This is a genomic window from Allokutzneria albata (genome assembly GCF_900103775.1).
GTDB classification, from domain to species: domain Bacteria; phylum Actinomycetota; class Actinomycetes; order Mycobacteriales; family Pseudonocardiaceae; genus Allokutzneria; species Allokutzneria albata.
This window is the reverse complement of the sequence record NZ_LT629701.1, coordinates 7,944,612-7,967,357: the sequence shown is the minus strand read 5'-3', so window position 1 is coordinate 7,967,357 and position 22,746 is coordinate 7,944,612. Positions and strand designations below refer to the sequence as shown.

Annotated in this window: 22 protein-coding genes; 12 read left to right on the top strand and 10 right to left on the bottom strand. The window is 69.7% G+C overall.

The window, feature by feature from the left end; translation table 11 throughout:
- Positions 1–206: 206 nt before the first annotated feature.
- The 4 genes from BLT28_RS36535 to BLT28_RS36525 all read left to right on the top strand — a co-directional run bounded on the left by BLT28_RS36535 (position 207) and on the right by BLT28_RS36525 (position 4,898).
- The gene (locus BLT28_RS36535; RefSeq protein ID WP_030428617.1) at positions 207–2,495 is read left to right on the top strand and encodes a glycosyl hydrolase family 95 catalytic domain-containing protein; all 2,289 of its coding nucleotides are present in this window, start codon (positions 207–209) and stop codon (positions 2,493–2,495) included.
- Between the two features lie 55 nt (positions 2,496–2,550).
- Entirely contained in the window at positions 2,551–3,720 is a 1,170-nt protein-coding gene (locus BLT28_RS36530; RefSeq protein ID WP_030428618.1) for a glycoside hydrolase family 27 protein, read from the top strand.
- A gap of 78 nt (positions 3,721–3,798) precedes the next feature.
- The gene (locus BLT28_RS42955) at positions 3,799–3,873 is read left to right on the top strand and encodes a putative leader peptide (protein ID WP_407638838.1); all 75 of its coding nucleotides are present in this window, start codon (positions 3,799–3,801) and stop codon (positions 3,871–3,873) included.
- A gap of 59 nt (positions 3,874–3,932) precedes the next feature.
- Positions 3,933–4,898, top strand: a complete 966-nt coding sequence (locus tag BLT28_RS36525; protein WP_030428619.1) for a helix-turn-helix domain-containing protein — start codon at positions 3,933–3,935, stop codon at positions 4,896–4,898.
- 4 nt (positions 4,899–4,902) lie between these two features.
- On the opposite strand, the gene BLT28_RS36520 is transcribed toward BLT28_RS36525, so the two are convergent.
- Both BLT28_RS36520 and miaB read right to left on the bottom strand, forming a co-directional pair.
- Positions 4,903–5,376, bottom strand: a complete 474-nt coding sequence (locus tag BLT28_RS36520; RefSeq protein WP_030428620.1) for an Rv2732c family membrane protein — start codon at positions 5,374–5,376, stop codon at positions 4,903–4,905.
- Positions 5,373–6,872 carry a tRNA (N6-isopentenyl adenosine(37)-C2)-methylthiotransferase MiaB gene (miaB, locus tag BLT28_RS36515; RefSeq protein WP_030428621.1) on the bottom strand — a complete coding sequence of 500 codons (1,500 nt, stop codon included), beginning with the start codon at positions 6,870–6,872 and terminating at the stop codon, positions 5,373–5,375. Before miaB ends, BLT28_RS36520 begins: the two co-directional genes overlap by 4 nt.
- A 269-nt stretch (positions 6,873–7,141) precedes the next feature.
- Here miaB and BLT28_RS36510 point away from each other — a divergent pair, with 269 nt between their 5' ends.
- Positions 7,142–8,095 carry a TAXI family TRAP transporter solute-binding subunit gene (locus tag BLT28_RS36510; RefSeq protein WP_030428622.1) on the top strand — a complete coding sequence of 318 codons (954 nt, stop codon included), beginning with the start codon at positions 7,142–7,144 and terminating at the stop codon, positions 8,093–8,095.
- Here the strand turns inward: BLT28_RS36510 and BLT28_RS36505 are convergent.
- Positions 8,092–9,492 carry a sensor histidine kinase gene (locus BLT28_RS36505; RefSeq protein ID WP_030428623.1) on the bottom strand — a complete coding sequence of 467 codons (1,401 nt, stop codon included), beginning with the start codon at positions 9,490–9,492 and terminating at the stop codon, positions 8,092–8,094. The genes BLT28_RS36510 and BLT28_RS36505 overlap by 4 nt on opposite strands.
- Positions 9,493–9,594: 102 nt before the next feature.
- Positions 9,595–10,263, bottom strand: a complete 669-nt coding sequence (locus tag BLT28_RS36500) for a response regulator transcription factor (protein ID WP_030428624.1) — start codon at positions 10,261–10,263, stop codon at positions 9,595–9,597.
- Between the two features lie 168 nt (positions 10,264–10,431).
- On the opposite strand from BLT28_RS36500, the gene BLT28_RS36495 reads away from it, so the two are divergent.
- From BLT28_RS36495 to BLT28_RS36475, 5 genes are all read left to right on the top strand, one after another.
- The gene (locus BLT28_RS36495) at positions 10,432–11,160 is read left to right on the top strand and encodes an amino acid ABC transporter ATP-binding protein (RefSeq protein ID WP_030428625.1); all 729 of its coding nucleotides are present in this window, start codon (positions 10,432–10,434) and stop codon (positions 11,158–11,160) included.
- A 67-nt stretch (positions 11,161–11,227) separates the two neighbouring features.
- Positions 11,228–12,064, top strand: a complete 837-nt coding sequence (locus BLT28_RS36490) for a glutamate ABC transporter substrate-binding protein (protein WP_030428626.1) — start codon at positions 11,228–11,230, stop codon at positions 12,062–12,064.
- 92 nt (positions 12,065–12,156) lie between these two features.
- Entirely contained in the window at positions 12,157–12,837 is a 681-nt protein-coding gene (locus tag BLT28_RS36485) for an amino acid ABC transporter permease (protein WP_030428627.1), read from the top strand.
- The gene (locus BLT28_RS36480) at positions 12,834–13,742 is read left to right on the top strand and encodes an amino acid ABC transporter permease (protein ID WP_043810881.1); all 909 of its coding nucleotides are present in this window, start codon (positions 12,834–12,836) and stop codon (positions 13,740–13,742) included. Before BLT28_RS36485 ends, BLT28_RS36480 begins: the two co-directional genes overlap by 4 nt.
- Before the next feature lie 43 nt (positions 13,743–13,785).
- Positions 13,786–14,721, top strand: coding sequence for a transporter substrate-binding domain-containing protein (locus tag BLT28_RS36475; protein WP_030428629.1), 936 nt, complete (start codon positions 13,786–13,788; stop codon positions 14,719–14,721).
- Between the two features lie 61 nt (positions 14,722–14,782).
- On the opposite strand, the gene BLT28_RS36470 is transcribed toward BLT28_RS36475, so the two are convergent.
- The 4 genes from BLT28_RS36470 to BLT28_RS36455 form a co-directional block, all read right to left on the bottom strand.
- Complete coding sequence (locus tag BLT28_RS36470; RefSeq protein WP_030428630.1) at positions 14,783–15,532, bottom strand: succinate dehydrogenase/fumarate reductase iron-sulfur subunit; 750 nt, start codon at positions 15,530–15,532, stop codon at positions 14,783–14,785.
- A complete protein-coding gene (locus BLT28_RS36465; RefSeq protein ID WP_030428631.1) occupies positions 15,529–17,424 on the bottom strand; it encodes a fumarate reductase/succinate dehydrogenase flavoprotein subunit in 1,896 nt (631 codons plus the stop codon). The genes BLT28_RS36470 and BLT28_RS36465 overlap by 4 nt, the downstream gene beginning before the upstream one ends.
- A 20-nt stretch (positions 17,425–17,444) precedes the next feature.
- A complete protein-coding gene (locus tag BLT28_RS36460; RefSeq protein WP_030428632.1) occupies positions 17,445–18,245 on the bottom strand; it encodes a hypothetical protein in 801 nt (266 codons plus the stop codon).
- A 69-nt stretch (positions 18,246–18,314) separates the two neighbouring features.
- Positions 18,315–18,596, bottom strand: coding sequence for a hypothetical protein (locus BLT28_RS36455; protein ID WP_030428633.1), 282 nt, complete (start codon positions 18,594–18,596; stop codon positions 18,315–18,317).
- 325 nt (positions 18,597–18,921) lie between these two features.
- Between BLT28_RS36455 and edd the strand changes: the two genes are divergently transcribed.
- Together edd and eda are read left to right on the top strand one after the other, a co-directional pair.
- Positions 18,922–20,784 (top strand): phosphogluconate dehydratase, encoded by a 1,863-nt coding sequence (gene edd, locus BLT28_RS36450; RefSeq protein WP_052407111.1) that lies wholly within the window; start codon positions 18,922–18,924, stop codon positions 20,782–20,784.
- The gene (gene eda / locus BLT28_RS36445) at positions 20,781–21,404 is read left to right on the top strand and encodes a bifunctional 4-hydroxy-2-oxoglutarate aldolase/2-dehydro-3-deoxy-phosphogluconate aldolase (protein WP_030428635.1); all 624 of its coding nucleotides are present in this window, start codon (positions 20,781–20,783) and stop codon (positions 21,402–21,404) included. Before edd ends, eda begins: the two co-directional genes overlap by 4 nt.
- Here eda and BLT28_RS36440 read toward each other — a convergent pair.
- Entirely contained in the window at positions 21,325–21,927 is a 603-nt protein-coding gene (locus BLT28_RS36440) for a nuclear transport factor 2 family protein (RefSeq protein ID WP_052407112.1), read from the bottom strand. The two genes, eda and BLT28_RS36440, sit on opposite strands and share 80 nt — an antisense overlap.
- Positions 21,928–22,014: 87 nt before the next feature.
- The gene (locus BLT28_RS36435; protein WP_231950540.1) at positions 22,015–22,686 is read right to left on the bottom strand and encodes an HAD family hydrolase; all 672 of its coding nucleotides are present in this window, start codon (positions 22,684–22,686) and stop codon (positions 22,015–22,017) included.
- Positions 22,687–22,746: the final 60 nt, after the last annotated feature.

Below are 22,746 nucleotides of genomic sequence, written 5' to 3'. Positions count from 1 at the left end.
TCGCTGATCTGAGCAGAAGCCCCCGATCGTCTCGGGGGCTTCTGCCATGTCAGGGGTCCGGCCGTGGCGCGCCCGGGCGTCGATTGATCGGATGTCTGCCCAACTGGAGCATTGACGCGCCCGCTGCCCGCTTCTAGCTTCGAACCTCATACAGGGCCTGCTGCCTGCCGCAACAGCGCGCCCACCGCACACGAGGTGGAGCTGACGTGAGCGAGCAAAGATGGGATGTATCGCGGCGTGGGGTGCTGGCGGGCTCGGCGGGGGTGATCGCGGCGGGCGCCCTGGGCGGCCTCGCCGGGACCACGACCGCGGAGGCGGAGGCCGGGCGGGCAGGCGGGCCGGACTGGGCGAGGTTCCTGCGCGAGCAGGACCTGGTGTGGCGGAAGCTGCCGACGAAGTGGTGGCAGGGGCCGTTCCTGGGCGACGGACGGCTCGGCTCGATGATCTACCAGGAGCCCGGCCGCAACGCGATCCGCTTCACCACGCAGCACAGCGAGGTGCAGGACTACCGGCCGCAGTTCAACAGCGGCTGGGGCGTGTGCCGCCTGCCGGTCGGCCACCTCACGCTGGAGCCGGTCGGCACGATCACCGGCGTCGACTGGCGGCTTGACCTGCACAACGCCGAACTGGTCGGCACCGTGCGCACGGACAAGGGAACGCTGGCGTTGCGCGCCTACGTCCACACCGAGCGCTCGGTGCTGGTCGCCGTCGTCACGCCCTCCGGCGGCGAGCGGGTCCACTGGGTCTTCCACCCGGAGAAGGCGATCAGCCCCAAGGCCACCAGGGAGGCCCCGCCCGCCGGCTACGTGGAGAACCCGCCGCACACCACGAAGACCACCGGCGGGACGAACCTGGTGCTCCAGGGGCTCGTCGCGGGCGGGCAGACCGCGACCGCCTATCGGGTCGACGGCCGGACCCTGTACCTCTCCGTGGCGCACACCCACCCGGGCACCGGCGCGGAGGCGAAGGCGCTCTCCGCCGTGAACCGGGCGAGCGCGCTGCCCGAGCGCCAGCTCACCTCGACCCACCGCGCGTGGTGGAACGCCTACTACCGCAGGAGTTTCGTCTCCATCCCCGACCAACGGCTGCAGAGCTTCCACTGGGCACAGCTCTACAAGATCGCCTCCGGCACCCGCGCCGACGCGCCGGTGATGGCGACCTGCGGGCCGTGGCTGGAGGACACCGGCTGGCCCGCGACGTGGTGGAACCTCAACGTGCAGCTGGAGTACTGGTTGATCAACGGCTCCAACCACCTGGAGCTGGACGCGATCACCACGACGCTGGACGTCAACCGGCAGCACCTGATCGACAACGTCCACGAGGAGTACCGCAAGGACTCCGCGGGCGTCGGGCGCAGCACCGACCGCCGCACGGTCAAGGGCAGCATGGTCGCGCGGCCCGGGGACGGCGGGAACAGTCCGGAGACCGGGAACCTCACCTGGGCGCTGCACAACGTGTGGCTCGGCTACCGGCACTCGATGGACGACCGCGTGCTGCGCGACACGCTCTTCCCCTTGCTGCGCAGGGCGATCAACTACTACCTGCACTTCCTGAAGCCCGGCGCGGACGGCAAGCTGCACCTCGCGGAGACGCACTCGCCGGAGTACGGCAACGCGCCGGACTGCAACTACGACCTCTCACTGATCCGCTGGGGCTGCCAGACCCTGCTCGACGCCGACAAACGGCTCGGCACAAGGGATCCGCTGGCCTCGAAGTGGCGGCAGGTGCTGCGCGACCTCACGCCGTACCCGGTGGACGACACCGGCTTCATGATCGGCGCGGGCGTGCCGTACGCGAAGTCGCACCGGCACTACTCGCACCTGCTGATGGTGTACCCGCTGCACCTGGTGACGCCCGAGACCGCGGAGAACCGCGCGCTGATCGAGAAGTCGATCAAGCACTGGCACAGCCTGACCGGGGCGCACCGCGGCTACAGCTACACCGGGGCGGCGTCGATGCTCGCGCTGCTCGGCGACGGCGACCGCGCGCTGGACTACCTGCTGAAGTTCTTCGACACCAGCACCAAGTACCCGGTCACCGAGAACACGATGTACCGCGAAGGCAGCCCCGTGGTGGAGACACCGCTGTCGGCCTCACAGTCCATATTGGACATGCTGTGCCAGAGCTGGGGCGAGGTGATCCGCGTCTTCCCCGCGGTCCCCACGGCGTGGCAGGACGTCGCGGTGGAGAACTTCCTTGCCCAGGGCGCGTTTCTGGTCAGCGCGGTGCGCATGCAGGGCCGCACGCGGTGGGTCGGCGTCCGCAGCCAGGCCGGACAACGCTGCCACGTTCAGCACGGCATCACCGGCGAGATCGCGGTGAGCACTCCGCAGGGCGCACCGGTGACCTGGCGCCAGGTCACCCCCGGAGTCGTCGAGATCGACCTCGCGCGCGGAGCCACCGCGATCGTGCACCCCAAGGGCCCGCTGCCGGACCTGCGGATCGAGCCGGTGCCGATCTCCGTGCCCGGCAAGCCGTGGGGCCTGCCCGACTGACCTGCCCGGCCCGAGGACTTCCGCCGCCGCGCCCTTCCCAGTCGAGGAGAACACGTTGCGCAGCACAGCATTGGCGGCCGCACTCACCGTCGCCGCCGGTCTCCTGGTCAGCCCGCAGGCCATCGCGTGGGAGAACGGCCTCGCCCGGACTCCCCCGATGGGCTTCAACAACTGGAACACCACGCACTGCCGGGCCGAGTTCAACGAGAAGATGATCAAAGACACGGCGGACCTGTTCGTTTCCCGCGGTCTCAGGGACGCCGGGTACCGCTACGTCAACATCGACGACTGCTGGGCGGAGCCCGCCCGTGACGCCAACGGCAAGCTCGTCGTCGACCGCAAGCGCTTTCCCAGTGGTATCAAGGCACTCGCGGACTACGTGCACTCGAAGGGCCTCAAGTTCGGCATCTACACCAGCGCCGGAACCAAGACCTGCAACGCGGCGGGGTTCCCCGGCGCGCTCGGGCACGAGGACTCCGACGCCCGGCAGTTCGCCGACTGGGGCGTCGACTACCTGAAGTACGACAACTGCAACAACCAGGGCGTCGACGCCAGGCAGCGCTACACGAGGATGCGCGAGGCGATCAAGAAGGCGAAGCGGCCCATGGTCTACTCGATCTGCGAGTGGGGCCAGAACGCACCGTGGACCTGGGCACAGGAGGTCGGCAACTCCTGGCGCACCACCGGGGACATCAACGACACCTGGGCGAAGATGGTCTCGATCTTCAAGAAGAACCTGCCGCTGGCCGCGCACGCCAAGCCCGGCGCGTGGAACGACCCGGACATGCTGGAGGTCGGCAACGGCGGGATGACGCCGACGGAGTACCGCTCGCACTTCAGCCTCTGGGCCGTCATGGCGGCTCCGCTGCTGATCGGTTCCGACCTGCGCAAGGTGAGCGCGGAGAACTTCCAGACGCTGCTCAACACCGACGTGATCGCGGTCAACCAGGACCGCAAAGGCGTGCAGGGCAAGCAGGTCAAGGCATCCGGCGGCCTGTACGTGATCGTGAAACCGCTTGCGGACGGCGATGCCGCGGTGGCGTTGTTCAACGAGAACACGGACACGCGCACGATCGGCACCACGGCCGCGGAGATCGGCCTCGGCGGCGCGCAGCGCTACCAACTGCGGGACCTGTGGTCGAAGCGGACCACGACGAGCACGGGCGCGATCAGCGCCGAGGTCCCCGGGCACGCCACGGTGGTCTTCCGAGTGCGAAAGGGCTGATGAAACCTGTATGTAACCTTTTGTCCAGGAACTGGGAATCCTTGACACTGCAAAACGTCAAGACCTAGCGTCGGACTCGTGCAGCGAGGAGTGCGTCTGGTCACGCGGGGTCACATCGACCTGGTCCGCGTGGCGTCTTCCCTCTGTCGCTGATCCCGCACAGTCGCCCGTCCACCCCTGCCAGACACTTGACGACACGTGGGACCGAATCCATGACGCTGACCGCAGGCCGCCGGAACGCCATCGCGGAGCCAGATCCTCAGTCCGAGCTCGCCGAACTGTTGCGCACCGGGCCGTTCCCCGCGGCGCTGCGCGCGGCGATCCAGGCGAGCGGGCTGAGCCTGGACCGGGTGCAGTACCGCTTGCGCGCCAAGGGAGCCTCGGTCAGCGTCGCGACGCTGAGCAACTGGCAGTCCGGCCGTCGCCAGCCCGAGGGCGCCGCGTCCTTCTCCGTACTTGCCAACCTGGAAAGCGTGCTCGGGTTGCCGCCGTCCTCCCTGCGCGCGCTGGTCGGGCCGCCCCGGCCGCGCGGCCGGTACGCGCCGAGCACGATCACCGCGCCCGCCATGGAAGCGTTGTGGACGGCCAAGGACCGGCTGGCCGCCCTTCTGTCCACAGTGGACACCAGCTCGGACGCGCTGCTCACCCGGCTCAGCCAGCACGACCTGGTCGAGGTCGACGCCTCGGGCGCCCAGCGCCGCGTCCGGGTGCGCCAGGTGCTGCGCGCCGACGCCGACGGGGTGGACCGCTGGGTGGTCGTCTACTCACCGGGCCACCCGCAGGGCGCCGCCGCCGAACTGGTGGCGCGGCGGCACTGCGCTCCCGGCCGCACGTCGGTCGACGAGACCGGGTTGATGGTGGCCGAACTGCTCTTCGAGGTCCCGCTGGTCAGGGGCGAGACGATCATGATGGAGTACGACCTGGTCAACCCGCCCGGGATGACTGGCCGCAGCGGTGACGTGTTCACCCGCAAGTTCCGCAGGCCGGTCCGCGACTACCTGGCCGAGGTGCAGTTCGACCCGGCCGCGCGGCCCCGCCGCTGCACGCAGATCAGCGCGCCGCTGGACCAGCCGACGCAGTTCCGCCGCCGGGCGCTCACCGTCAGCCCGGCGGGCGCCGCGCACGCGGTGGCGCTGGACTTCGGTCCCGGCACCTTCGGCATCCAGTGGGACCTGTAGCGCCTCAGCGGCGCGAGCTGGCGATCTTCACCCACATCACCGCGAGGGCGATCGCGGCCAGTTCCGCGATCACCAGGCCGAATCCGGGCCCCGGGCCGGGCACCTTGTTCGACTTCCCGGTCTGCTGCGTCCAGATCGAGAGCATGCCCAGCACGGCCGTCGCGCAGCCGCCGACCGCGCACACCCAGGCCAGGGTCCAGTTGCGCAGCGCCAGGGTCAGCCCCGACCCGAGCACGCCGACGCCGAGCAGGAAGGCGGCGAACAGCACCGGAAGCAGGCCGACCTTCGCCGCGCCGAAGAGCACCTGCCAGCCCACCGCGTCGCCGACCCACGGCAGCACCGAGGTCACGAGCACCACCAGCACCGCGACCGCGATCCGCACCGCGCGCATGCCGGGGTCGATGCGGCTGGCCACCCGGTGCTCGACCTGGCGCAGCTCGTCGCGGAACTCCTCGAACCCGTCCTCGTTGTCGGTCACCGGACCGCGCACCCGGTCTCGGCGGGCGCGGCCGAGGGCGGCGGGGCGCCGAAGCCGGGCAGGCCGAGGCTGACCCCGGAGGTCTTCGGCCGGACCCCGGCCTCCCAGTGGTCGCCCGCCCTGGTGCGCCGGTGCGTCAGCAGGTCGCCGTCGGCGTTGAGGTGGTGCGGGGCGCCGTAGGTCACCACGGTCTCCACGATGTCGCCCGGCCGGATCTCCCGGTCCACCGCCGATCCGGTCGGGGCGAAGTGCACCAGCCTGCCGTCCCTCGCCCGGCCGCTCATCCTGCGCGTCTCGGTGTCCTTGCGGCCCTCGCCCTCGGAGACCAGGACCTCCAGCCTGCGGCCGACCAGTTCCTTGTTCTGCTCCCAGGACACCGCCTCCTGGACCTCGATCAGGCGCATGTAGCGCTCCTGCACGACGTCCTTGGGCAGCTGGCCGTCCATCTCCGCGGCGGGCGTTCCCGGGCGCTTGGAGTACTGGAAGGTGAAGGCGCTGGAGAACCGGGAGGCGCGCACCACGTCCAGGGTGGCCTGGAAGTCCTCCTCGGTCTCCCCGGGGAAGCCGACGATGATGTCGGTGGTGATCGCCGCGTCCGGCATGGCCGCGCGCACCTTGTCGATGATCGAGAGGTAGCGCTCGCTGCGGTAGGAGCGGCGCATCGCCTTGAGCACGCGGTCCGACCCCGACTGCAGCGGCATGTGCAGCTGGTGGCAGACGTTCGGCGTCTCGGCCATCGCCGCGATCACGTCGTCGGTGAAGTCCTTGGGGTGCGGGGAGGTGAAGCGCACCCGCTCCAGGCCCTCGATCCCGCCGCAGGCGCGCAGCAGCTTGCCGAAGGCGAAGCGGTCGCCGAACTCCACGCCGTAGGAGTTGACGTTCTGGCCGAGCAGCGTCACCTCCAGCACGCCCTCGGCGACCAGGGCCTCGACCTCGGCCAGGATCTCGCCGGGGCGGCGGTCCTTCTCCTTGCCGCGCAAGGAGGGGACGATGCAGAAGGTGCAGGTGTTGTTGCAGCCCACCGAGATCGACACCCAGCCGGAGTGCGCGGAGTCGCGGCGCGCGGGCAGCGCGGAGGGGAAGACCTCCAGCGACTCCAGGATCTCCACCTCGGCCTTGGCGTTGTGCCGGGCGCGGTCCAGCAGCGCGGGCAGCGACCCGATGTTGTGCGTGCCGAAGACGACGTCGACCCAGGGCGCGCGCTTGACGATCTCGCCGCGGTCCTTCTGCGCCAGGCAGCCGCCGACCGCGATCTGCATGTCCGGGTGCTCCGCCTTGACCGGGCGGAGGTGGCCGAGGTTGCCGTAGAGCCGGTTGTCCGCGTTCTCCCGCACCGCGCAGGTGTTGAACACCACCACGTCGGCGACGTCCTCATCGCCCGCCCGAACGTACCCGGCGTCCTCCAGCAGCCCCGACAGGCGCTCGGAGTCGTGCACGTTCATCTGGCAGCCGTACGTTCTGATGGCGTAGGTTCGCGGGTCCTGCAGCGTGCTCACGTCGTCACCATATCCCCTGGTCAGCGGCAGTCCTCACCGCGGTCGCCACGAGCTGGGTCACTCCGGGCCGCGAGGGTGTGCCCTCCGGCCATGGTAGGCACCGCCCCCGCGCCCACCCACACCCGCACCGACCGGGGGCTTGCGCGCTGAATGAGTCATTGAGGTACTTGAACGCACCGAAGGACTCATTCGGTGCGTTCGGCGCGGCGGCGGCCGCATCGTGATTGATCTGGAATTGATGTTCGGCGTCGGACTGGCACCATGTGCGGGTGCCTCGGTGGAGAACGCTCACAGCCCTCGTCCTCGTCACGGCGAGCGCGCTCGCCGGTTGCCAGGCGGGCTTCGGCGACCTGCGGCTGAAGATCGCGGCGGGCGCGCGCGGCGGCGTCTACTACGGGCTGAGCAACACCCTCGCCACGGTCTGGGGCCGCCAGCTGGCGATCCGGCCGCCGGAGGTGCTGGCCACCGAGGGCTCGGTGGACAACCTGAAGATGCTGCGCGAGGGGCGGGCGCAGGTCGGTTTCTCCCAGGGCGACACCGCCTCCGACGAGTTCGCGCGCGAGGCGACCAACCCGGCGCTGGCGGGCAACGGGCTGCGCGCGCTGACCCGGATGCACGACGACTACCTGCAGATCGTGGTGCGCGCCGACTCCCCCATGCGCAAGCTCTCCGACCTGCGCGGCAAGCGGGTCTCGATCGGCGCGATGAACTCCGGTGTGCAGGTCATCGCGCAGCGCCTGCTGGACACCGCGAAGGTGCGCGTGGAGAAGGACCTGGTCGCGGTGCAGTACGGCGTCGCCGACTCCGCGACGGCGCTGCGCGAGGGCCGCATCGACGCGTTCTTCTGGTCCGGCGGCCTGCCGACGGAGGCGGTGAACGCGCTGTCGAAGGCGGTCAAGCTGCGCATGATCGACCTCTCCGACCTGCTGCCGGAGCTGCGCAAGCGCTACCCCGGCTACGGGGCGGCCAGCCTGCCCGCCTCCACCTACGACCTCGCCTCCGGGCCGGTGGTCACCCTGGTGGTGCGCAACTTCCTGGTGGTGACCGCCTCGATGCGCGAGGACGTCGCCGAGGCGCTGACCCGCAGCGTCTACGCCTCGCTGCCGGACCTGGTCGGTTCGAACTCGGCGGCGCGCACCATCGACGTCCGCGCCGCGGTGGAGACCGAGCCGGTGCCGCTGCACCCCGGCGCGATCGCCTACTACCGCTCGGTGAAGCTCTAGCGGATCGAGCGCTCCGGCGGGGCGAGCGGCATGGTCACCACGACCTTGAGGCCGCCGCCCTTGGGCAGCTCCAACCGCACGTTGCCGTCGACCCTGGCGACGATCCTGGTCACGATCGCCAGACCGAGCCCGGAGCCGGGCACGTTCTGGTGGCTCGGGCTGCGCCAGAACCGGTCGGTGGCCCGCTCCAGCTCCTTCGGGCGCAGGCCGGGGCCCTCGTCCCGGACGCTCACCTCGACCCGGTTGTCGATCCGCCGCGCGGCCACCTCGACCACGGTGCCGTCGTGGGTGAACTTCAGCGCGTTGTCCAGCAGCGCGTCCAGGATGCCCTCCAGGCCGCGCGGGGTGAGCATCGCCACGAGGTCGGTCTCGCCCGTCTGCACCAGCTCGACGTGCCGCGAGTCGGCGACGGCGCTCCACGCCTGCAGCCGCTCGGTGATGATGTCGTCCACGTCGATCGGCACCGGGTCCAGCGAGCTGGCCTCGGCCCGCGCCATCACCAGCAGCTCGTCCAGCAGGCGGTTCAGCCGGTCGGTCTCCTCGATGGCGGCTTCGTGGTGCACCTCCGCCTCGGCGTCGACGTGGCCCTCCAGGTTGCCCAGCCGCAGCCGCAGCGCCGTGAGCGGGTTGCGCAGCTGGTGCGAGGCGTCGGCGACGAAGGCCCGTTGCGCGGCCAGCACGTCGCCGACCGCGGCGGCCATCTGTTCGAAGGAGTGGGTGAGCCGCCGCAGCTCCGGCGGGCCGCCGTTGCCACCGACCGGCTCGACGGGCCGCCCCATGATCAGCGCGGTCACCATCTTCCCGGTGGCCTCGTCCAGCCGCTGCACCGGCTTGAGGATCCAGCGCACCACCGGCAGCGCGAACAGGATGCCCGCGCCCAGCGCCAGCAGGCTGCCCAGCAGCAGCGCACCCCACCAGACCACGACCCGCCCGCGCGCCGACGCGGTCGGCGAGATGATCAGCGCGGCGCCGCGCACCTCGCCGTCGGCCAGCACCGGGGCGGCCAGCACCAGCGGCTCGTCGTGCCAGGGCAGCATCAGGTCACCGGGCTCGGAGTGCCGCCCGGCCAGCGCCAGGCCGACCCGGTCGATCACCTTCCGGTCGGTCAGCTCCAGGCCCGGCCGGGACCGCGCGACCACGACGCCGTCCCGGTCGGTGATGGCCACCGCGATCCGGTAGACCTCGTCGTAGCGGCGCAGCTCGCGCTCGATCACCGAGGGCTGGTCGTCGATGATCGGCCGCTGGGCCAGCGAGGCGAACCTGGTGACATCGGTCAGCCGGTCCAGGAACAGCCGCTGCTGCTCGGCACCGGCCACCGTGGCGGCCAGCGGCACACCCAGGCCGGCGAGCACCAGCACCAGCAGGGAGAGCACCGTCGTCAGCAACCGGGAACGCACCCGACCACCCTTCCAGCGGCACCCACTGCCGCGAAACCCTTACCGGAAACCCGAAGCCCGTGCGCGTAGAACGGAATCGGAGGAAAGATCCACTCGATCGGGTTACCCCGCCGGGGTCGCCGCGGCGAGCCGGTAGCCCACCCCGCGGACGGTCTCGATCAGGTCCGGGCGGCCGAGCTTGGTGCGCAGCGTGGCCACGTGCACGTCCAGCGTGCGGTTCACCCCCGACCAGGTGCGGCCCCACACCTCGGAGATGATCCGTTCCCGGGTGCACACCGAGCCGCGCGCGGCCACGAGCAGCGCCAGCATCTGGAACTCCTTGCGGGACAACGCGATCGGCTCCCCGGCCACCCGCACCTCGTGCCGGTTCAGGTGCACCTCGACGTCCCCGATCTTGACGACGTCGTCGGTGCCGGCGTGGCCGCGGCGGCGGCGCACCGCCTGCACCCTGGCCATCAGCTCACCGACGTCGTAGGGCTTGACCAGGTAGTCGTCCGCGCCCGCGTGCAGGCCGAGGATGCGGTCGTCGACCTCCCCTCGGGCGGAGACGACGATGATCGCCACATCACTGGCCGCCCTGATGGCGCGGCACAGCGCGACACCGTCCACATCGGGCAGTCCGAGGTCCAATAACACCACGTCCACTTCGGACAGGCTCTCCAGGACTCCCTTTCCGCCCGGAAGACGGGATACCGTCATTCCGCGCCTGGTGAGGGCCGGTTCCAGCGCCTCGGCGACGCGGTCGTCGTCCTCGACGAGCAGTACCCGCACGGGTGGTACCTCCCTTGAGCCGGTGCGACTCATCCGTGACAGAGTTGAGACCCTAAGTCTTGCTCAACCGATCTGGACTGGTGTGGTCGCCCACACCTAGGTTTCCGCCAACTGAATCACCCTTGTCGACGAGGAGCGCCGATGACCGCAGCTGCCCCCACCCCGCCGATGATCCGCATGGCGGGCGTGGACAAGTTCTTCGGGCCGCTGCACGTGCTCAAGGGCATCAACATCGAAGTGCCCAAGGGTCAGGTGGTGGTGGTACTCGGTCCGTCCGGCTCTGGCAAGTCCACGCTGTGCCGGACCATCAACCGACTCGAACCGATCGACTCCGGTGACATCGAGGTCGACGGCAAGCGGCTGCCGGAGGAGGGCAAGGCGCTGGCCGCCCTGCGCGCCGACGTCGGCATGGTCTTCCAGCAGTTCAACCTCTTCGCCCACAAGACCATCATCGAGAACGTGATGCTGGCCCCGATGAAGGTCCGCGGGGTGAAGGAGCCGGAGGCGCGCAAGCTCGCCCAGCAGCTGCTCGACCGCGTCGGCATCGCCAACCAGGCCGACAAGTACCCCGCCCAGCTCTCCGGCGGCCAGCAGCAGCGGGTGGCCATCGCCCGCGCGCTGGCGATGAAGCCGAAGGTGATGCTCTTCGACGAGCCCACCTCCGCGCTGGACCCGGAGATGGTCAACGAGGTGCTCGACGTGATGACGACCCTGGCCAAGGAGGGCATGACCATGCTCGTGGTCACCCACGAGATGGGCTTCGCCCGCAAGGCCGCCGACCGCGTGGTGTTCATGGCCGACGGCGAGATCGTCGAGGACACCACGCCGGAGGAGTTCTTCACCGCCCCCAGCTCCGATCGCGCCAAGGACTTTCTCGGCAAGATCCTGCCGCACTGACCATTCTGTACCCGTCAGGACGCGGGCGGCGTCCGAGAGAGTCAGCCAAGTCGAAAGAAGGAAGCAGATGCGTTTCAGCAAGGGACTGCGGATCGGTGCGGCGGCCGCCGCACTCGCGGTGCTGGCGGCCTGTGGTGGCGGCAAGAGCGGCGGCGACAACCTCGTCGAGAAGGCCAAGAGCGAGAAGAAGCTGGTGGTCGGCGTCAAGATCGACCAGCCCGGCCTCGGCCTGAAGACGCCGGATGGCAAGTTCGTCGGTTTCGACGTCGACGTCGCCAAGTACATCGCCAAGGAGCTCGGCGTCGAGGAGAGCGGTCTGACCTTCGTCGAGGCCCAGTCCTCCCAGCGCGAGTCGCTGATCAAGAAGGGTGACGTCGACTTCATCACCGCCACCTACTCGATCACCGACAAGCGCAAGGAGGAGGTCTCCTTCGCCGGGCCGTACCTGCTGCCCGGCCAGGACCTGCTGGTGCGCGCCGACGACAACTCGATCACCGGCCCCGAGACGCTCAACGGCAAGAACCTGTGCTCGGTCAAGGGCTCCACCTCCGCGCAGGCGGTCAAGGAGAAGTTCGCCAACCAGGCACAGCTGAAGGAGTACGGCGGCTACTCCGAGTGCCTCACCGGTGTGGAGAACAAGGCACTGGACGCGGTCTCCACCGATGACGCGATCCTGGCGGGCCTTGCCGCGGCCAACCCCGGCAAGTTCAAGCTGATCGGCAAGCCCTTCACCAAGGAGCGCATCGGCGTCGGCCTGAAGAAGGGCGACACCGTCGGCCGCGACGCGATCAACGCCGCGCTGCAGAAGATGTACAACGACGGCTCCTGGAAGGCGTCGCTGGAGAAGCACCTCGGCCCGTCGGGCTACAAGATCCCGAGCCCGCCGGAGATCACCGAGAAGTGATCGCTTAGCACCACAGTTCGTCAGACTCCGCTGTGCCGGGTGCGCACAACCGCACCCGGCACAGCGCTTTCAAGGACCCGCCGAGGGAGACCATGCTGGACTTTCTGAGCGAATACGACGTGCTCGGAGCGTTCTGGGGCACAGTGCAACTGACCTTCTACTCAGCGGTGGGCTCGCTCATCTGGGGAACCGTTCTCGCCGCGATGCGGGTGGCGCCCGCGCCGATCATGCGCGCCTTCGGCACCGGCTACGTCAACATCGTCCGGAACATCCCGCTCACGGTGATCATCATCGGCTGTTCGATCGGCCTCAGCGACACCCTCGGCCTCAAACTCGCCAGAGAGGGTTCCGCGACCTCGCTCGCGGACAACGGGTTCTGGCTCGCGGTGCTCGGCCTCATCGCCTACACCGCGACGTTCGTCTGCGAGTCGTTGCGCTCGGGCATCAACACCGTCCCGGTCGGTCAGGCCGAGGCGTCCAGGGCACTCGGCCTCGGCTTCACCCAGACCCTGACCATCGTGGTGCTGCCGCAGGCGTTCCGCTCGGTGGTCGCGCCGCTGGCCAGCGTGCTGATCGCGTTGACCAAGAACACCACTGTGGCCAGCGCCATCGGCGTCGCCGAGGCGTCACTGCTGATGGCGGAGATGGTCGAGAACGAGAGCGACGCCCTGCTGCTGGTCTTCGCGACCTTCGCGCTCGGCTTCGTGGTCCTGACCCTGCCCACCGGCCTGCTGCTGGGCGCCCTTGCCAAGAAGGTGGCGGTGAAGCGATGAGCGCCCCCTCCGTCCTCTACGACGCTCCCGGTCCGAAGGCCAGAGCGCGCAACATCGGCTACACGGTCGTCTTCGGTCTCGCGGTGGTCGCCGTCGCCTGGTGGGTGCTTGCCACCCTGAGCGAGAAGGGGCAGCTCGCCCCCGAGCTGTGGGCACCGTTCGTCACCGACGGCCGCGTCTGGACCCAGTTCCTGCTGCCCGGCCTCGGCAACACCCTCTTCGCCGCTCTCCTGTCCGTGGTGATCGCCATGCCGATCGGTTTCGTCTTCGGCATCGCCCGGCTGTCGGACCACAAGTGGATCAGGGTGCCCGCGGGCGCGGTGGTGGAGTTCTTCCGCGCCATCCCGGTGCTGATCCTGATGGTCTTCGCTTCGGAGCTGTTCTCCCTCTACACCGACCTCGACCGCGACACGAGGCCGCTGTTCGCCGTCGTCACCGGTCTGGTGCTGTACAACGGCTCGGTCATGGCCGAGATCGTCCGGGCGGGCATCCTGTCCCTGCCGAAGGGGCAGAGCGAGGCCGCCGCGGCGCTCGGCCTGCGCAAGGGTCAGACCATGCGGATCGTCCTGCTGCCCCAGGCGGTCACGGCCATGCTGCCCGCGATCGTCAGCCAGCTCGTGGTCATCCTCAAGGACACCGCGCTCGGCGGTGCGATCCTGACCTTCCCCGAGCTGCTGCGCACGATCCGGCCGATCGCGGCCAACTACCACAACAACGTCATCGCCACCCTGGTCGTGGTCGGGCTGATCTACGTCGTGATCAACACGCTGCTGACGACCTTCGCCACCTGGCTTGAGAAGCGGATGTCCCGCAGGGGGCGGCCGACGATCGGCGGGGAAATGGTCGAGGAGCAGGCACCCGGTATGCAGGTAGTCGGTACAACCGGGGGTGACCGCACCCTCTAGGGTGCTCTGGACCCAGTACGACCCGCGAGGGGGAGAAATGCCCATGCACCGTCGGTCCGCACTCGCTGCGGCGGTCGTGATGGGGGTTCTCCCCCTCGCGGCGTGTGGTGGTGGCTCGGACGAGACTCCGGCGCCGACCGAGGCTCCTCGGACCTCGGTCACCGACGACGGCTCCGGCTCGCCGACGATCGACAAGATCCGGCAGAACGGGCGCCTGCTCATGGGCACCACCGACAGCCTGCCCGGGGTGTCGCTGCAGGACCAGGCCAGCGGCAAGTACTCCGGTTTCGACACCCAGCTGGCGGTGGCCATCGCCAAGGAGATCGGGCTCAAGGACCCGGACCCGGTGCGCTACCGCTCCGCCGGTGTGGAGACCCGGCTGAACTCCCTGCGCAGCGGCGACGTGGACCTGGTGGTCGGCGGGATCAAGACCAACCAGCCGCAGCCGCAGATCGCCTTCGTCGGCCCCTACCTGAAGGTGGCGCAGGACCTGCTGGTCCGCTCCGACAGCGGCATCACCGCCGCGGCCCAGCTGGACGGCAAGCCGGTGTGCGTGGTCGCCGGGACCGGCGCCGCGCAGAAGCTGAAGGCCGCCAGGGTGACCCAGAACGTGGTCGAGGAGAACCTGGGCAGCCGCTGCGTGGAGGCGCTGCAGGCGGGCCGGGTCTCGGCCTTCTCCGCCGACGACGCGGTGCTGCGCGGTTACGCGGCGCAGTCCAAGGGCGCGATGAAGGTGCTGGGCTCGAAGCTGACCGACGAGGGCTACTACATCGGCATCCCGGCGCGGGACAAGGAACTGCGCCGCCAGCTGGAGGCGATGCTGAAGAAGTCCTTCCAGGACGGCTCCTGGGCGCGGATGTACGGCGAGGTCTACGGCACCGCCGAGCCCGCCCCGACCCCGCCCGTGCTCAGCCCGGCCCCGGTCACCACGACGCCGTCCAGCACCACCGCGACCACGACCACCGCTCCCCCGCGCTAGGCGTTGTGAACCCGATGCGGCATTCGTCACGTCCTGCGTGACGAATGCCGCATCGGTTACGTCACTGCTGCTTCTTGTTGCGGCGGAACAGGCGCTGCAGCGGGTCGTAGCGGCGGTCGGCCACCCGCTCCTTCAGGGGGATCAACGCGTTGTCGGTGATCTGGATGTGCTCCGGGCAGACGTCCGTGCAGCACTTGGTGATGTTGCAGAACCCGAGCCCGTGGTCGGCCTGGGCGGTCTCCACGCGGTCCTCGGTGTCCAGCGGGTGCATCTCCAGCTCCGAGATCCGCATGAGGAACCTGGGGCCGGAGAACGCCTGCTTGTTCTCCTCGTGGTCGCGGATCACGTGGCAGGTGTTCTGGCACAGGAAGCACTCGATGCACTTCCGGAACTCCTGCGAGCGCTCCACGTCCACCTGCTGCATGCGGTACTCGCCCGGCTTCAGCCCCTCCGGTGGCTTGAAGGACGGGACCTCGCGGGCCTTGACGTAGTTGTAGGACACGTCGGTCACCAGGTCGCGGATCACCGGGAACGTCCGCAGCGGCGTCACGGTGATGGTCTCGTCCTCGGCGAAGGTGGACATCCGGGTCATGCACAGCAGGCGTGGGCGGCCGTTGATCTCCGCCGAGCACGAGCCGCACTTGCCCGCCTTGCAGTTCCACCGCACCGCGAGGTCGGGCGCCTGGGTGGCCTGGAGCCGGTGGATGATGTCGAGGACGACCTCGCCCTCGTTGACCTCCACCACGAAGTCGGCGAGCTCGCCCCCCTCGTCGTCGCCGCGCCAGATGCGGAAGTTCGCCTTGTAGCTCATGGAAGCTCCCGGTGTGCGGCCAGTTCGGCGTCGGTGTAGTACTTCTGCAGCTCCTCGCGCTCGAACAGGTCGAGCAGGTCCGAGCGCATCTCCGGCTGCGGCAGGCTGGTCACCCCGACCCCGTCGCCGTCGACCTCGCAGCGGAGCAACTGCTTGCGCCACAACGGGTCCATGCCCGGGTAGTCGTCGCGGGTGTGCCCGCCCCTGCTCTCCGTGCGCAGCAGGGCCGCCTTGGCCACGCACTCGCTGACGAGGATCATGTTGCGCAGGTCGATCGCCAGGTGCCAGCCGGGGTTGAACTGCCGGTGCCCCTCCACCGAGGCGTTGCGCGCGCGGGTCTTGAGCTGCTCCAGCTTCTCCAGCGCCTGCTCGATCTCCGGGCCCTTGCGGATGATGCCGACGAGGTCGTTCATCGACTGCTGCAGCTCGGTGTGCACCGTGTACGGGTTCTCCACCTCGCCGCCGTCGGCCGCGTTGAACGGCGCCTGCGCCCACTGCGCCGCGCTGTCCACATCGGACTGCGAGATCGACGGCCGCGCGCTCAGACCGTCCACGTAGGACGCCGCGCCGAGACCGGCCCTGCGGCCGAACACCAGCAGGTCCGACAGCGAGTTGCCGCCGAGCCGGTTCGACCCGTGCATCCCGCCTGCCACCTCACCGGCGGCGAACAGGCCGGGCACCCTGGACTGCGCCGTGTCCGGCTCGACCTCCACCCCACCCATGACGTAGTGGCAGGTCGGGCCCACCTCCATCGGCTCGGCCGTGATGTCGACGTCGGCCAGCTCCTTGAACTGGTGGTGCATCGACGGTAGCCTGCGGCGGATCTCCTCGGCCGGCAGCCGCGTCGAGACGTCGAGGAACACGCCGCCGTGCGGAGATCCGCGCCCCGCCTTCACCTCGGAGTTGATCGCGCGGGCGACCTCGTCCCTCGGCAGCAGCTCCGGCGGCCTGCGGTTGCTGTCCGGGTCGGTGTACCAGCGGTCCGCCTCGGCCTCGTTGTCGGCGTACTTGTCCTTGAAGACCTCGGGGATGTAGTCGAACATGAACCGGCGGCCCTCGGAGTTGCGCAGCACACCGCCGTCCCCGCGCACCGACTCGGTGACCAGGATGCCCTTCACGCTGGGCGGCCAGACCATCCCGGTGGGGTGGAACTGGACGAACTCCATGTTGATCAGACTCGCGCCCGCGCGCAGTGCGAGCGCGTGCCCGTCACCGGTGTACTCCCAGGAGTTCGAGGTCACCTTGAAGGACTTGCCGATGCCGCCCGTGGCCAGCACCACCGCGGGCGCCTCGAAGAGCACGAAGCGGCCGGTCTCGCGCCAGTAGCCGAACGCGCCCGCGATCGCCCCGTCGTCCTTGAGCAGCTCGGTGACCGTGCACTCGGCGAAGACGCGGATGCGCGCCTCGTAGTCACCGGAGTCGCGGAAGTCCTGCTGCTGCAAGGAGACGATCTGCTGCTGGAGGCTGCGGATCAGTTCGAGCCCGGTGCGGTCGCCGACGTGCGCGAGCCTCGGGTACTCGTGACCGCCGAAGTTGCGCTGGCTGATCCGGCCGTCCTTGGTGCGGTCGAACAGCGCGCCGTAGGTCTCCAGCTCCCAGACGCGGTCGGGGGCCTCGCGAGCGTGCAGCTCGGCCATCCGCCAGTTGTTGAGGAACTTCCCGCCGCGCATCGTGTCGCGGAAGTGGACCTGCCAGTTGTCCCGGGAGTTCACGTTGCCCATCGCCGCGGCGATGCCACCCTCGGCCATCACGGTGTGCGCCTTGCCGAACAGCGACTTGCACACGATCGCGACGCGTTTGCCCTGTTCCCGCGCCTCGATCGCCGCGCGCAGCCCGGCTCCACCGGCACCGATCACCACGACGTCGTAGGCGTGGCGCTCGATCTCACTCATAGAAGCAAAACCCTCGCTTTTTAGTTGAACAACCGCAGGTCCGTGAGCACGCCGCTGGCCACCAGCGCCACGTAGAGGTCGGTCAGGCCGACGGAGATCAACGAGGCCCAGGCGAGCTGCATGTGCTTGCCGTTGAGCTTGGAGACCAGCGTCCACAGCCGGTACCGGACCGGGTGGCGGGAGAAGTGGGTCAGCTTGCCGCCGACGATGTGCCTGCAGGAGTGGCAGGACAGCGTGTACGCCCAGATCAGCACGACGTTGACCAGCATGATCAGTGTGCCGAGGCCGATGCCGACGCCACCGTCTGCGCCCTTGAACGCGATCACCGCGTCGTAGGTGAGCACGCTCGCGACCGGGATCGCCGCGTAGAAGAAGTACCGGTGCAGGTTCTGCATCACCAGCGGGAAGCGCCGCTCACCGGTGTACTTCGCGTGCGGTTCGGCCACCGCGCACGCGGGCGGCGAGAGCCAGAACGAGCGGTAGTAGGCCTTGCGGTAGTAGTAGCAGGTGAAGCGGAACCCGAGCACGAACGGCAGCACGAACAGCGGTGGCGTGATCAGCCAGCCCAGGTCGGGGAACCACCTGCCGAAGTGCGCGGAACCCTCGACGCAGACCTCGGAGAGGCACGGCGAGTAGAACGGCGCCAGGTAGTTGTACTGCGGCACCCAGTAGTGCGCGTTGGAGAAGGTGCGGACCAGGCCGTAGACGACGAACGCCGTCAGGCCCGCAGCGGTCAACAACGGCGACAGCCACCACCGGTCGGTGCGAAGCGTGCGCGCCTCGATGCGCGCCCGGCCGGTGGGGCCGGTTGAAGCGGTCATAGTGTCCTCGGTCTACGCGGTCGGGACACCAGTCCTACGGACGGCAGGACCCGACCGCGGACCGAACGCTCATCTGCCGTGCGGGCGATAACCTCCGACGCCTTCGTCGTCCGCGCCATCCCACAGCTGCGGGTCGTACGGCGTGTCCGGGACGACGACCATCTCGGCCTGCCGGGGCATGGGGGCCAGGCGCCCGCCGGCCAGCTCGGCAGCGTCGATCTCCAGCCGTTCGATGTCGTTCGCGATGCGTCGCACAGCAGGGGTGTCGCCGTACCGCCCGCGGAGAGCGGACATCGTCTGGCGCAGCTCGTCGATGGAGCGTTGCAGGGCAGTCAGTTCCGTGTTCGGCATGCCGAACACCTCCGTCGGCGCATCGTGGTGGTGGCCAGACTCTGCACCCGCCCACCCCCGTGTGACAAGGGACACACGCCGTGAACCCCCATTGATCGCAACCGTGATCGAAATCACCCTCAAGGCGGCGCGGCGTCGCCACAAGAGAGTGACCTGCGGCACAGCGTTTCCGCAACCGGGATGTCAACCTTCTGGATCGTTTTTGTGGTTACCTACGTGTAACCCGTAGTGTGTGAGGTCTGTCGCACCCGAGTGGCGCCATCGTCGTCGTCCACCGGCCCGGAAACCCCCTTTCGAGTCCCGTGACAACGACGAGGAGAGCTAGATGAGCGCGCCCTTGCACCCGGCCATCGCCGCGGTGACCGAGCGCATCGCGGCCCGCAGCGAGCGCACCCGCTCCGCATACCTGCGCAAGATCGCCGCCGCCGCGTCCGAGGGTCCCGCCCGGGGCGCCTTGGGCTGCAGCAACTTCGCCCACGGCTTCGCCGGCTGCGTCGGTGAGGACAAGCAGGCCCTCCGCGAGCTGCGCGGTGCCAACGTCGCGATCGTCTCGTCCTACAACGACATGCTCTCCGCCCACCAGCCGCTCGCGGAGTACCCGGCCTGGCTGAAGGACTCCATCCGCGCGGCGGGCGGTGTCGCCCAGTTCGCCGGCGGCGTGCCCGCGATGTGCGACGGCATCACCCAGGGCCGCGCGGGCATGGAGATGTCCCTGTTCAGCCGCGAGGTCGTGGCGATGGCGACCGGGGTGGCGCTGGCGCACGACATGTTCGACGCCGCGCTGCTGCTGGGTGTCTGCGACAAGATCGTGCCCGGCCTGATGATCGCGGCGCTGTCCTTCGGCCACCTGCCGACCATGCTCATCCCGGCCGGGCCCATGGCATCGGGCCTGTCCAACCCGGAGAAGAGCCGCGTGCGCCAGCTCTTCGCCGAGGGCCGCGCGGACCGCAAGAACCTGCTCGACGCCGAGGCCGCCTCGTACCACTCACCGGGCACCTGCACGTTCTACGGGACGGCGAACTCCAACCAGCTCGTCATGGAGGTCATGGGCATGCACCTGCCCGGCTCCTCCTTCGTCGCGCCGAACACGCCGTTGCGCCGCGCGCTCACCGAGCACGCCGGGCGCAGGGTGCTGGAGATGACCCGTGGCGGCGACGAGTTCACACCGGTCGGTGAACTGGTCGACGAGCGCGTTGTCGTCAACGGCGTGGTGGCGCTGCTGGCGACGGGTGGTTCGACCAACCACACCATGCACCTGGTCGCCATCGCCGCCGCGGCGGGCATCAAGCTCACCTGGGACGACTTCTCCGACCTGTCGGCGGTCGTCCCACTGCTGACCCGCGTGTACCCCAACGGTTCCGCGGACATCAACCACTTCCACAATGCGGGCGGGGTGCCTTTCCTGGTGGGCCAGCTGCTCGACGCCGGACTGGTGCACCGCGACGTGAAGACCGTCGCGGGCTTCGGCCTGGACCGCTACCGGCAGCAACCGGAGCTGGTCGACGGCGAACTGCGCTGGGTGGACGCGCCCGCGGTCAGCGGCGACGAATCAGTGCTTCGCCCGCACACCAAGCCCTTCGCCGCGGACGGCGGGCTGCGCGTTCTGCACGGCAACCTGGGCAACGCGGTGATCAAGGTGTCCGCGGTGAAGCCGGAGCACCGGATCGTGCTCGCCCCCGCCCGCGTGTTCACCGACCAGGCGCAGTTCAGCGCCGCGTTCCGGGCGGGCGAGTTCACCGGCGACATGGTGGTGGTGCTGCGCAACCAGGGGCCGAAGGCCAACGGCATGCCGGAGCTGCACGGACTCACCCCGTCACTGGGAGTGTTGCAGGACAAGGGTTTCAAGGTCGCCCTGGTCACCGACGGGCGGATGTCCGGCGCCTCCGGCAAGATCCCGGCCGCCATCCAGGTCACCCCGGAGGCCGCGGCGGGCGGGCTGCTGGCCAAGGTGCGCGACGGCGACATGATCCGGCTGGACGCGGAGAACGGGGCGCTGGAGGTGCTGGTCGGCGACGCCGAGCTGGCCGCGCGCGAGGTCGTCGACGGCCCGCCGAGCGACGACGAGTGGATCGGCACCGGGCGTGAGCTGTTCACCGCGCTGCGTCGCGCCGTCGGCCCGGCCGACCAGGGCGCGATCGCGTTCGGCACGATGGACCAGGACGAGACGCGAGTGGAGGCTTCCCGGTGACTACGGCGCACGAACTGCTTGAGATCTCCCCTGTGGTGCCGGTGGTGGTCATCGACGACGAGGCGCACGCGGTGCCGCTGGCGCAGGCGTTGCTGCGCGGCGGGATCGGCGTCATCGAGGTCACGCTGCGCACTCCTGCCGCCCTGCGCGCGATCGAGCGGATCGCCGAGGAGGTCCCGGACATCGTGCTCGGCGCGGGCACCGTGACCGCTCCGGAGCACGCCGCCAAGTCCGCGGCGGCGGGCGCGCGCTTCCTGGTCACCCCGGGCACCACGGACACCCTGCTCGCGGCCGTGCGGGACACCGGGCTGCCGTTCCTGCCCGGCGCCGCCACCGTCTCGGAGGCGATGCGCCTGGCCGAGCAGGGCGTCGAGGCGCTGAAGTTCTTCCCCGCCGAGCCCAGCGGTGGCGCGGACTTCCTGAAGGGCCTGGGCGGTCCGCTTCCGCACCTGAGGTTCTGCCCGACCGGCGGCATCACCCCGCAGAGCGCGCCGAAGTACCTGGCGCTGCCGAACGTGGGTTGCGTCGGCGGTTCCTGGCTCACGCCGAAGTCCGCCGTGGCCGCGGGCGACTGGGGTGCGGTCGAGGCCCTGGCGCGCGAGGCCTCCGCCCTGCGCTAGCGCGTCGCCGTCCGCACCCAGTCGTTGCCGCGCGCGCGTGGACGACGGTGAGCTTCATGCCGGAACACCGCCAGCCGCGCGGGGTGCGGACGAACTCGTGCACGTAGTCACCCCAGACCTCCCACTCCTGGTCGCCGCGCTTGTTGGCCAGGATGTTGAGGGCATAGCCCTTGGAGAACACTGTCGCCCGGTCGCCGCGCACCGTCGCGCGGTGGTTGGAGCGCATGTGGTGGCTGCGCTTCTCGGCGAACAACCCGGCACGCCAGCCCGCGACGAGCTGGTCGGCCGGGATGCGCGCGGCGGGCTCTCCGGACAGCGAACTGAAGTCGACGTCGACCTGGTCGGTGAAGGAGGCCCGGCACGCGGCCCAGTCCTTGGCATCGACCGCGAGGTCGATCCCGTCCGCCACGGCGATCACCGCGGCTTCGTCCCGCGGGTCGGCAGCGGGCGCGGCGGTCGCCGTTGACGGCACGGCGGCGGTACCTGCGGCCAGGGCTCCGATGAGGATGTTGCGACGGCGCACGGGCTCTCCTTCTGGCTGGTCGGCTGGCCCCAGGTCACCAGTTCCGCCCGTGCCCCGTCCAAGACCCGCTGTGATGACCGCCGGTTATCAGGCGGGCTGAATCAGCTGCAGCGCTTCGGGAATCGAGTTCGCCACCGGCGCTCCAGTGGCCTCCAGGGCGGACCGTCCCATCACGCCCGTGGTGACCAGCACGCAGTGCGCGCCGACCTGCTGCGCGGCGAACGCGTCGTCCACGACGTCGCCGATGAGCACGACGTCGGCCGGGTCGAGCTGCTGCGCCTGGAGGTGGTGCGCGAGGTGGTCGGCCTTGGAGTCGCCGCCCACCTCCGTGCGCAGGCCGTCCACCCGCTGGAAGAGCTCGACCAGCCCCATCTCGGTGATCAGCGGGACGAGGCGGTCGTGGAACCACATCGACAGCAGCGACTGGGACCGCCCGGCATCGCGCCACTCGTGCAGCAGCTCGGGAACGCCCGGCGCGAGCCCGCACGTGTGCAGCAGCTCGTGGTAGCGGTCGTGGTAGAGCCGGTCGATGCGAGCCCAGTCGTCAACGCTCAGCGGACGGTCGAGAACGCGCTCGTAGCACTGCAGCAGCGGGCGGCTGAACAACCCGCGCCACTCGTCCAGCGTGAGCGCTTGGCGGCCGAACCCCGTGCAGACGTCGTTCACCGCGGCCAGGACCGCGTCGTTGTCGTCGAGCAGCGTCCCGTTCCAGTCCCAGACAATGTGCTTGGCGCTGAGCGCCATCCCTAGGCTCGTCACGGCCCGAGCCTAGGCAAGTCGCCGCCGCAGGCCCACTGTGATTCCGCCCGGGCACCTGTC

Excerpts from the sequence above, each read along its gene's own strand:
- BLT28_RS36525 (WP_030428619.1), top strand. The coding sequence starts at position 3,933 with ATGACGCTGACCGCAGGCCGCCGGAACGCCATCGCGGAGCCAGATCCT.
- BLT28_RS36495 (WP_030428625.1), top strand. The coding sequence starts at position 10,432 with ATGATCCGCATGGCGGGCGTGGACAAGTTCTTCGGGCCGCTGCACGTG.
- BLT28_RS36490 (WP_030428626.1), top strand. The coding sequence starts at position 11,228 with ATGCGTTTCAGCAAGGGACTGCGGATCGGTGCGGCGGCCGCCGCACTC.
- BLT28_RS36485 (WP_030428627.1), top strand. The coding sequence starts at position 12,157 with ATGCTGGACTTTCTGAGCGAATACGACGTGCTCGGAGCGTTCTGGGGC.
- BLT28_RS36480 (WP_043810881.1), top strand. The coding sequence starts at position 12,834 with ATGAGCGCCCCCTCCGTCCTCTACGACGCTCCCGGTCCGAAGGCCAGA.
- BLT28_RS36475 (WP_030428629.1), top strand. The coding sequence starts at position 13,786 with ATGCACCGTCGGTCCGCACTCGCTGCGGCGGTCGTGATGGGGGTTCTC.
- BLT28_RS36470 (WP_030428630.1), bottom strand. The coding sequence starts at position 15,532 with ATGAGCTACAAGGCGAACTTCCGCATCTGGCGCGGCGACGACGAGGGG.
- BLT28_RS36465 (WP_030428631.1), bottom strand. The coding sequence starts at position 17,424 with ATGAGTGAGATCGAGCGCCACGCCTACGACGTCGTGGTGATCGGTGCC.
- BLT28_RS36460 (WP_030428632.1), bottom strand. The coding sequence starts at position 18,245 with ATGACCGCTTCAACCGGCCCCACCGGCCGGGCGCGCATCGAGGCGCGC.
- BLT28_RS36455 (WP_030428633.1), bottom strand. The coding sequence starts at position 18,596 with ATGCCGAACACGGAACTGACTGCCCTGCAACGCTCCATCGACGAGCTG.
- edd (WP_052407111.1), top strand. The coding sequence starts at position 18,922 with ATGAGCGCGCCCTTGCACCCGGCCATCGCCGCGGTGACCGAGCGCATC.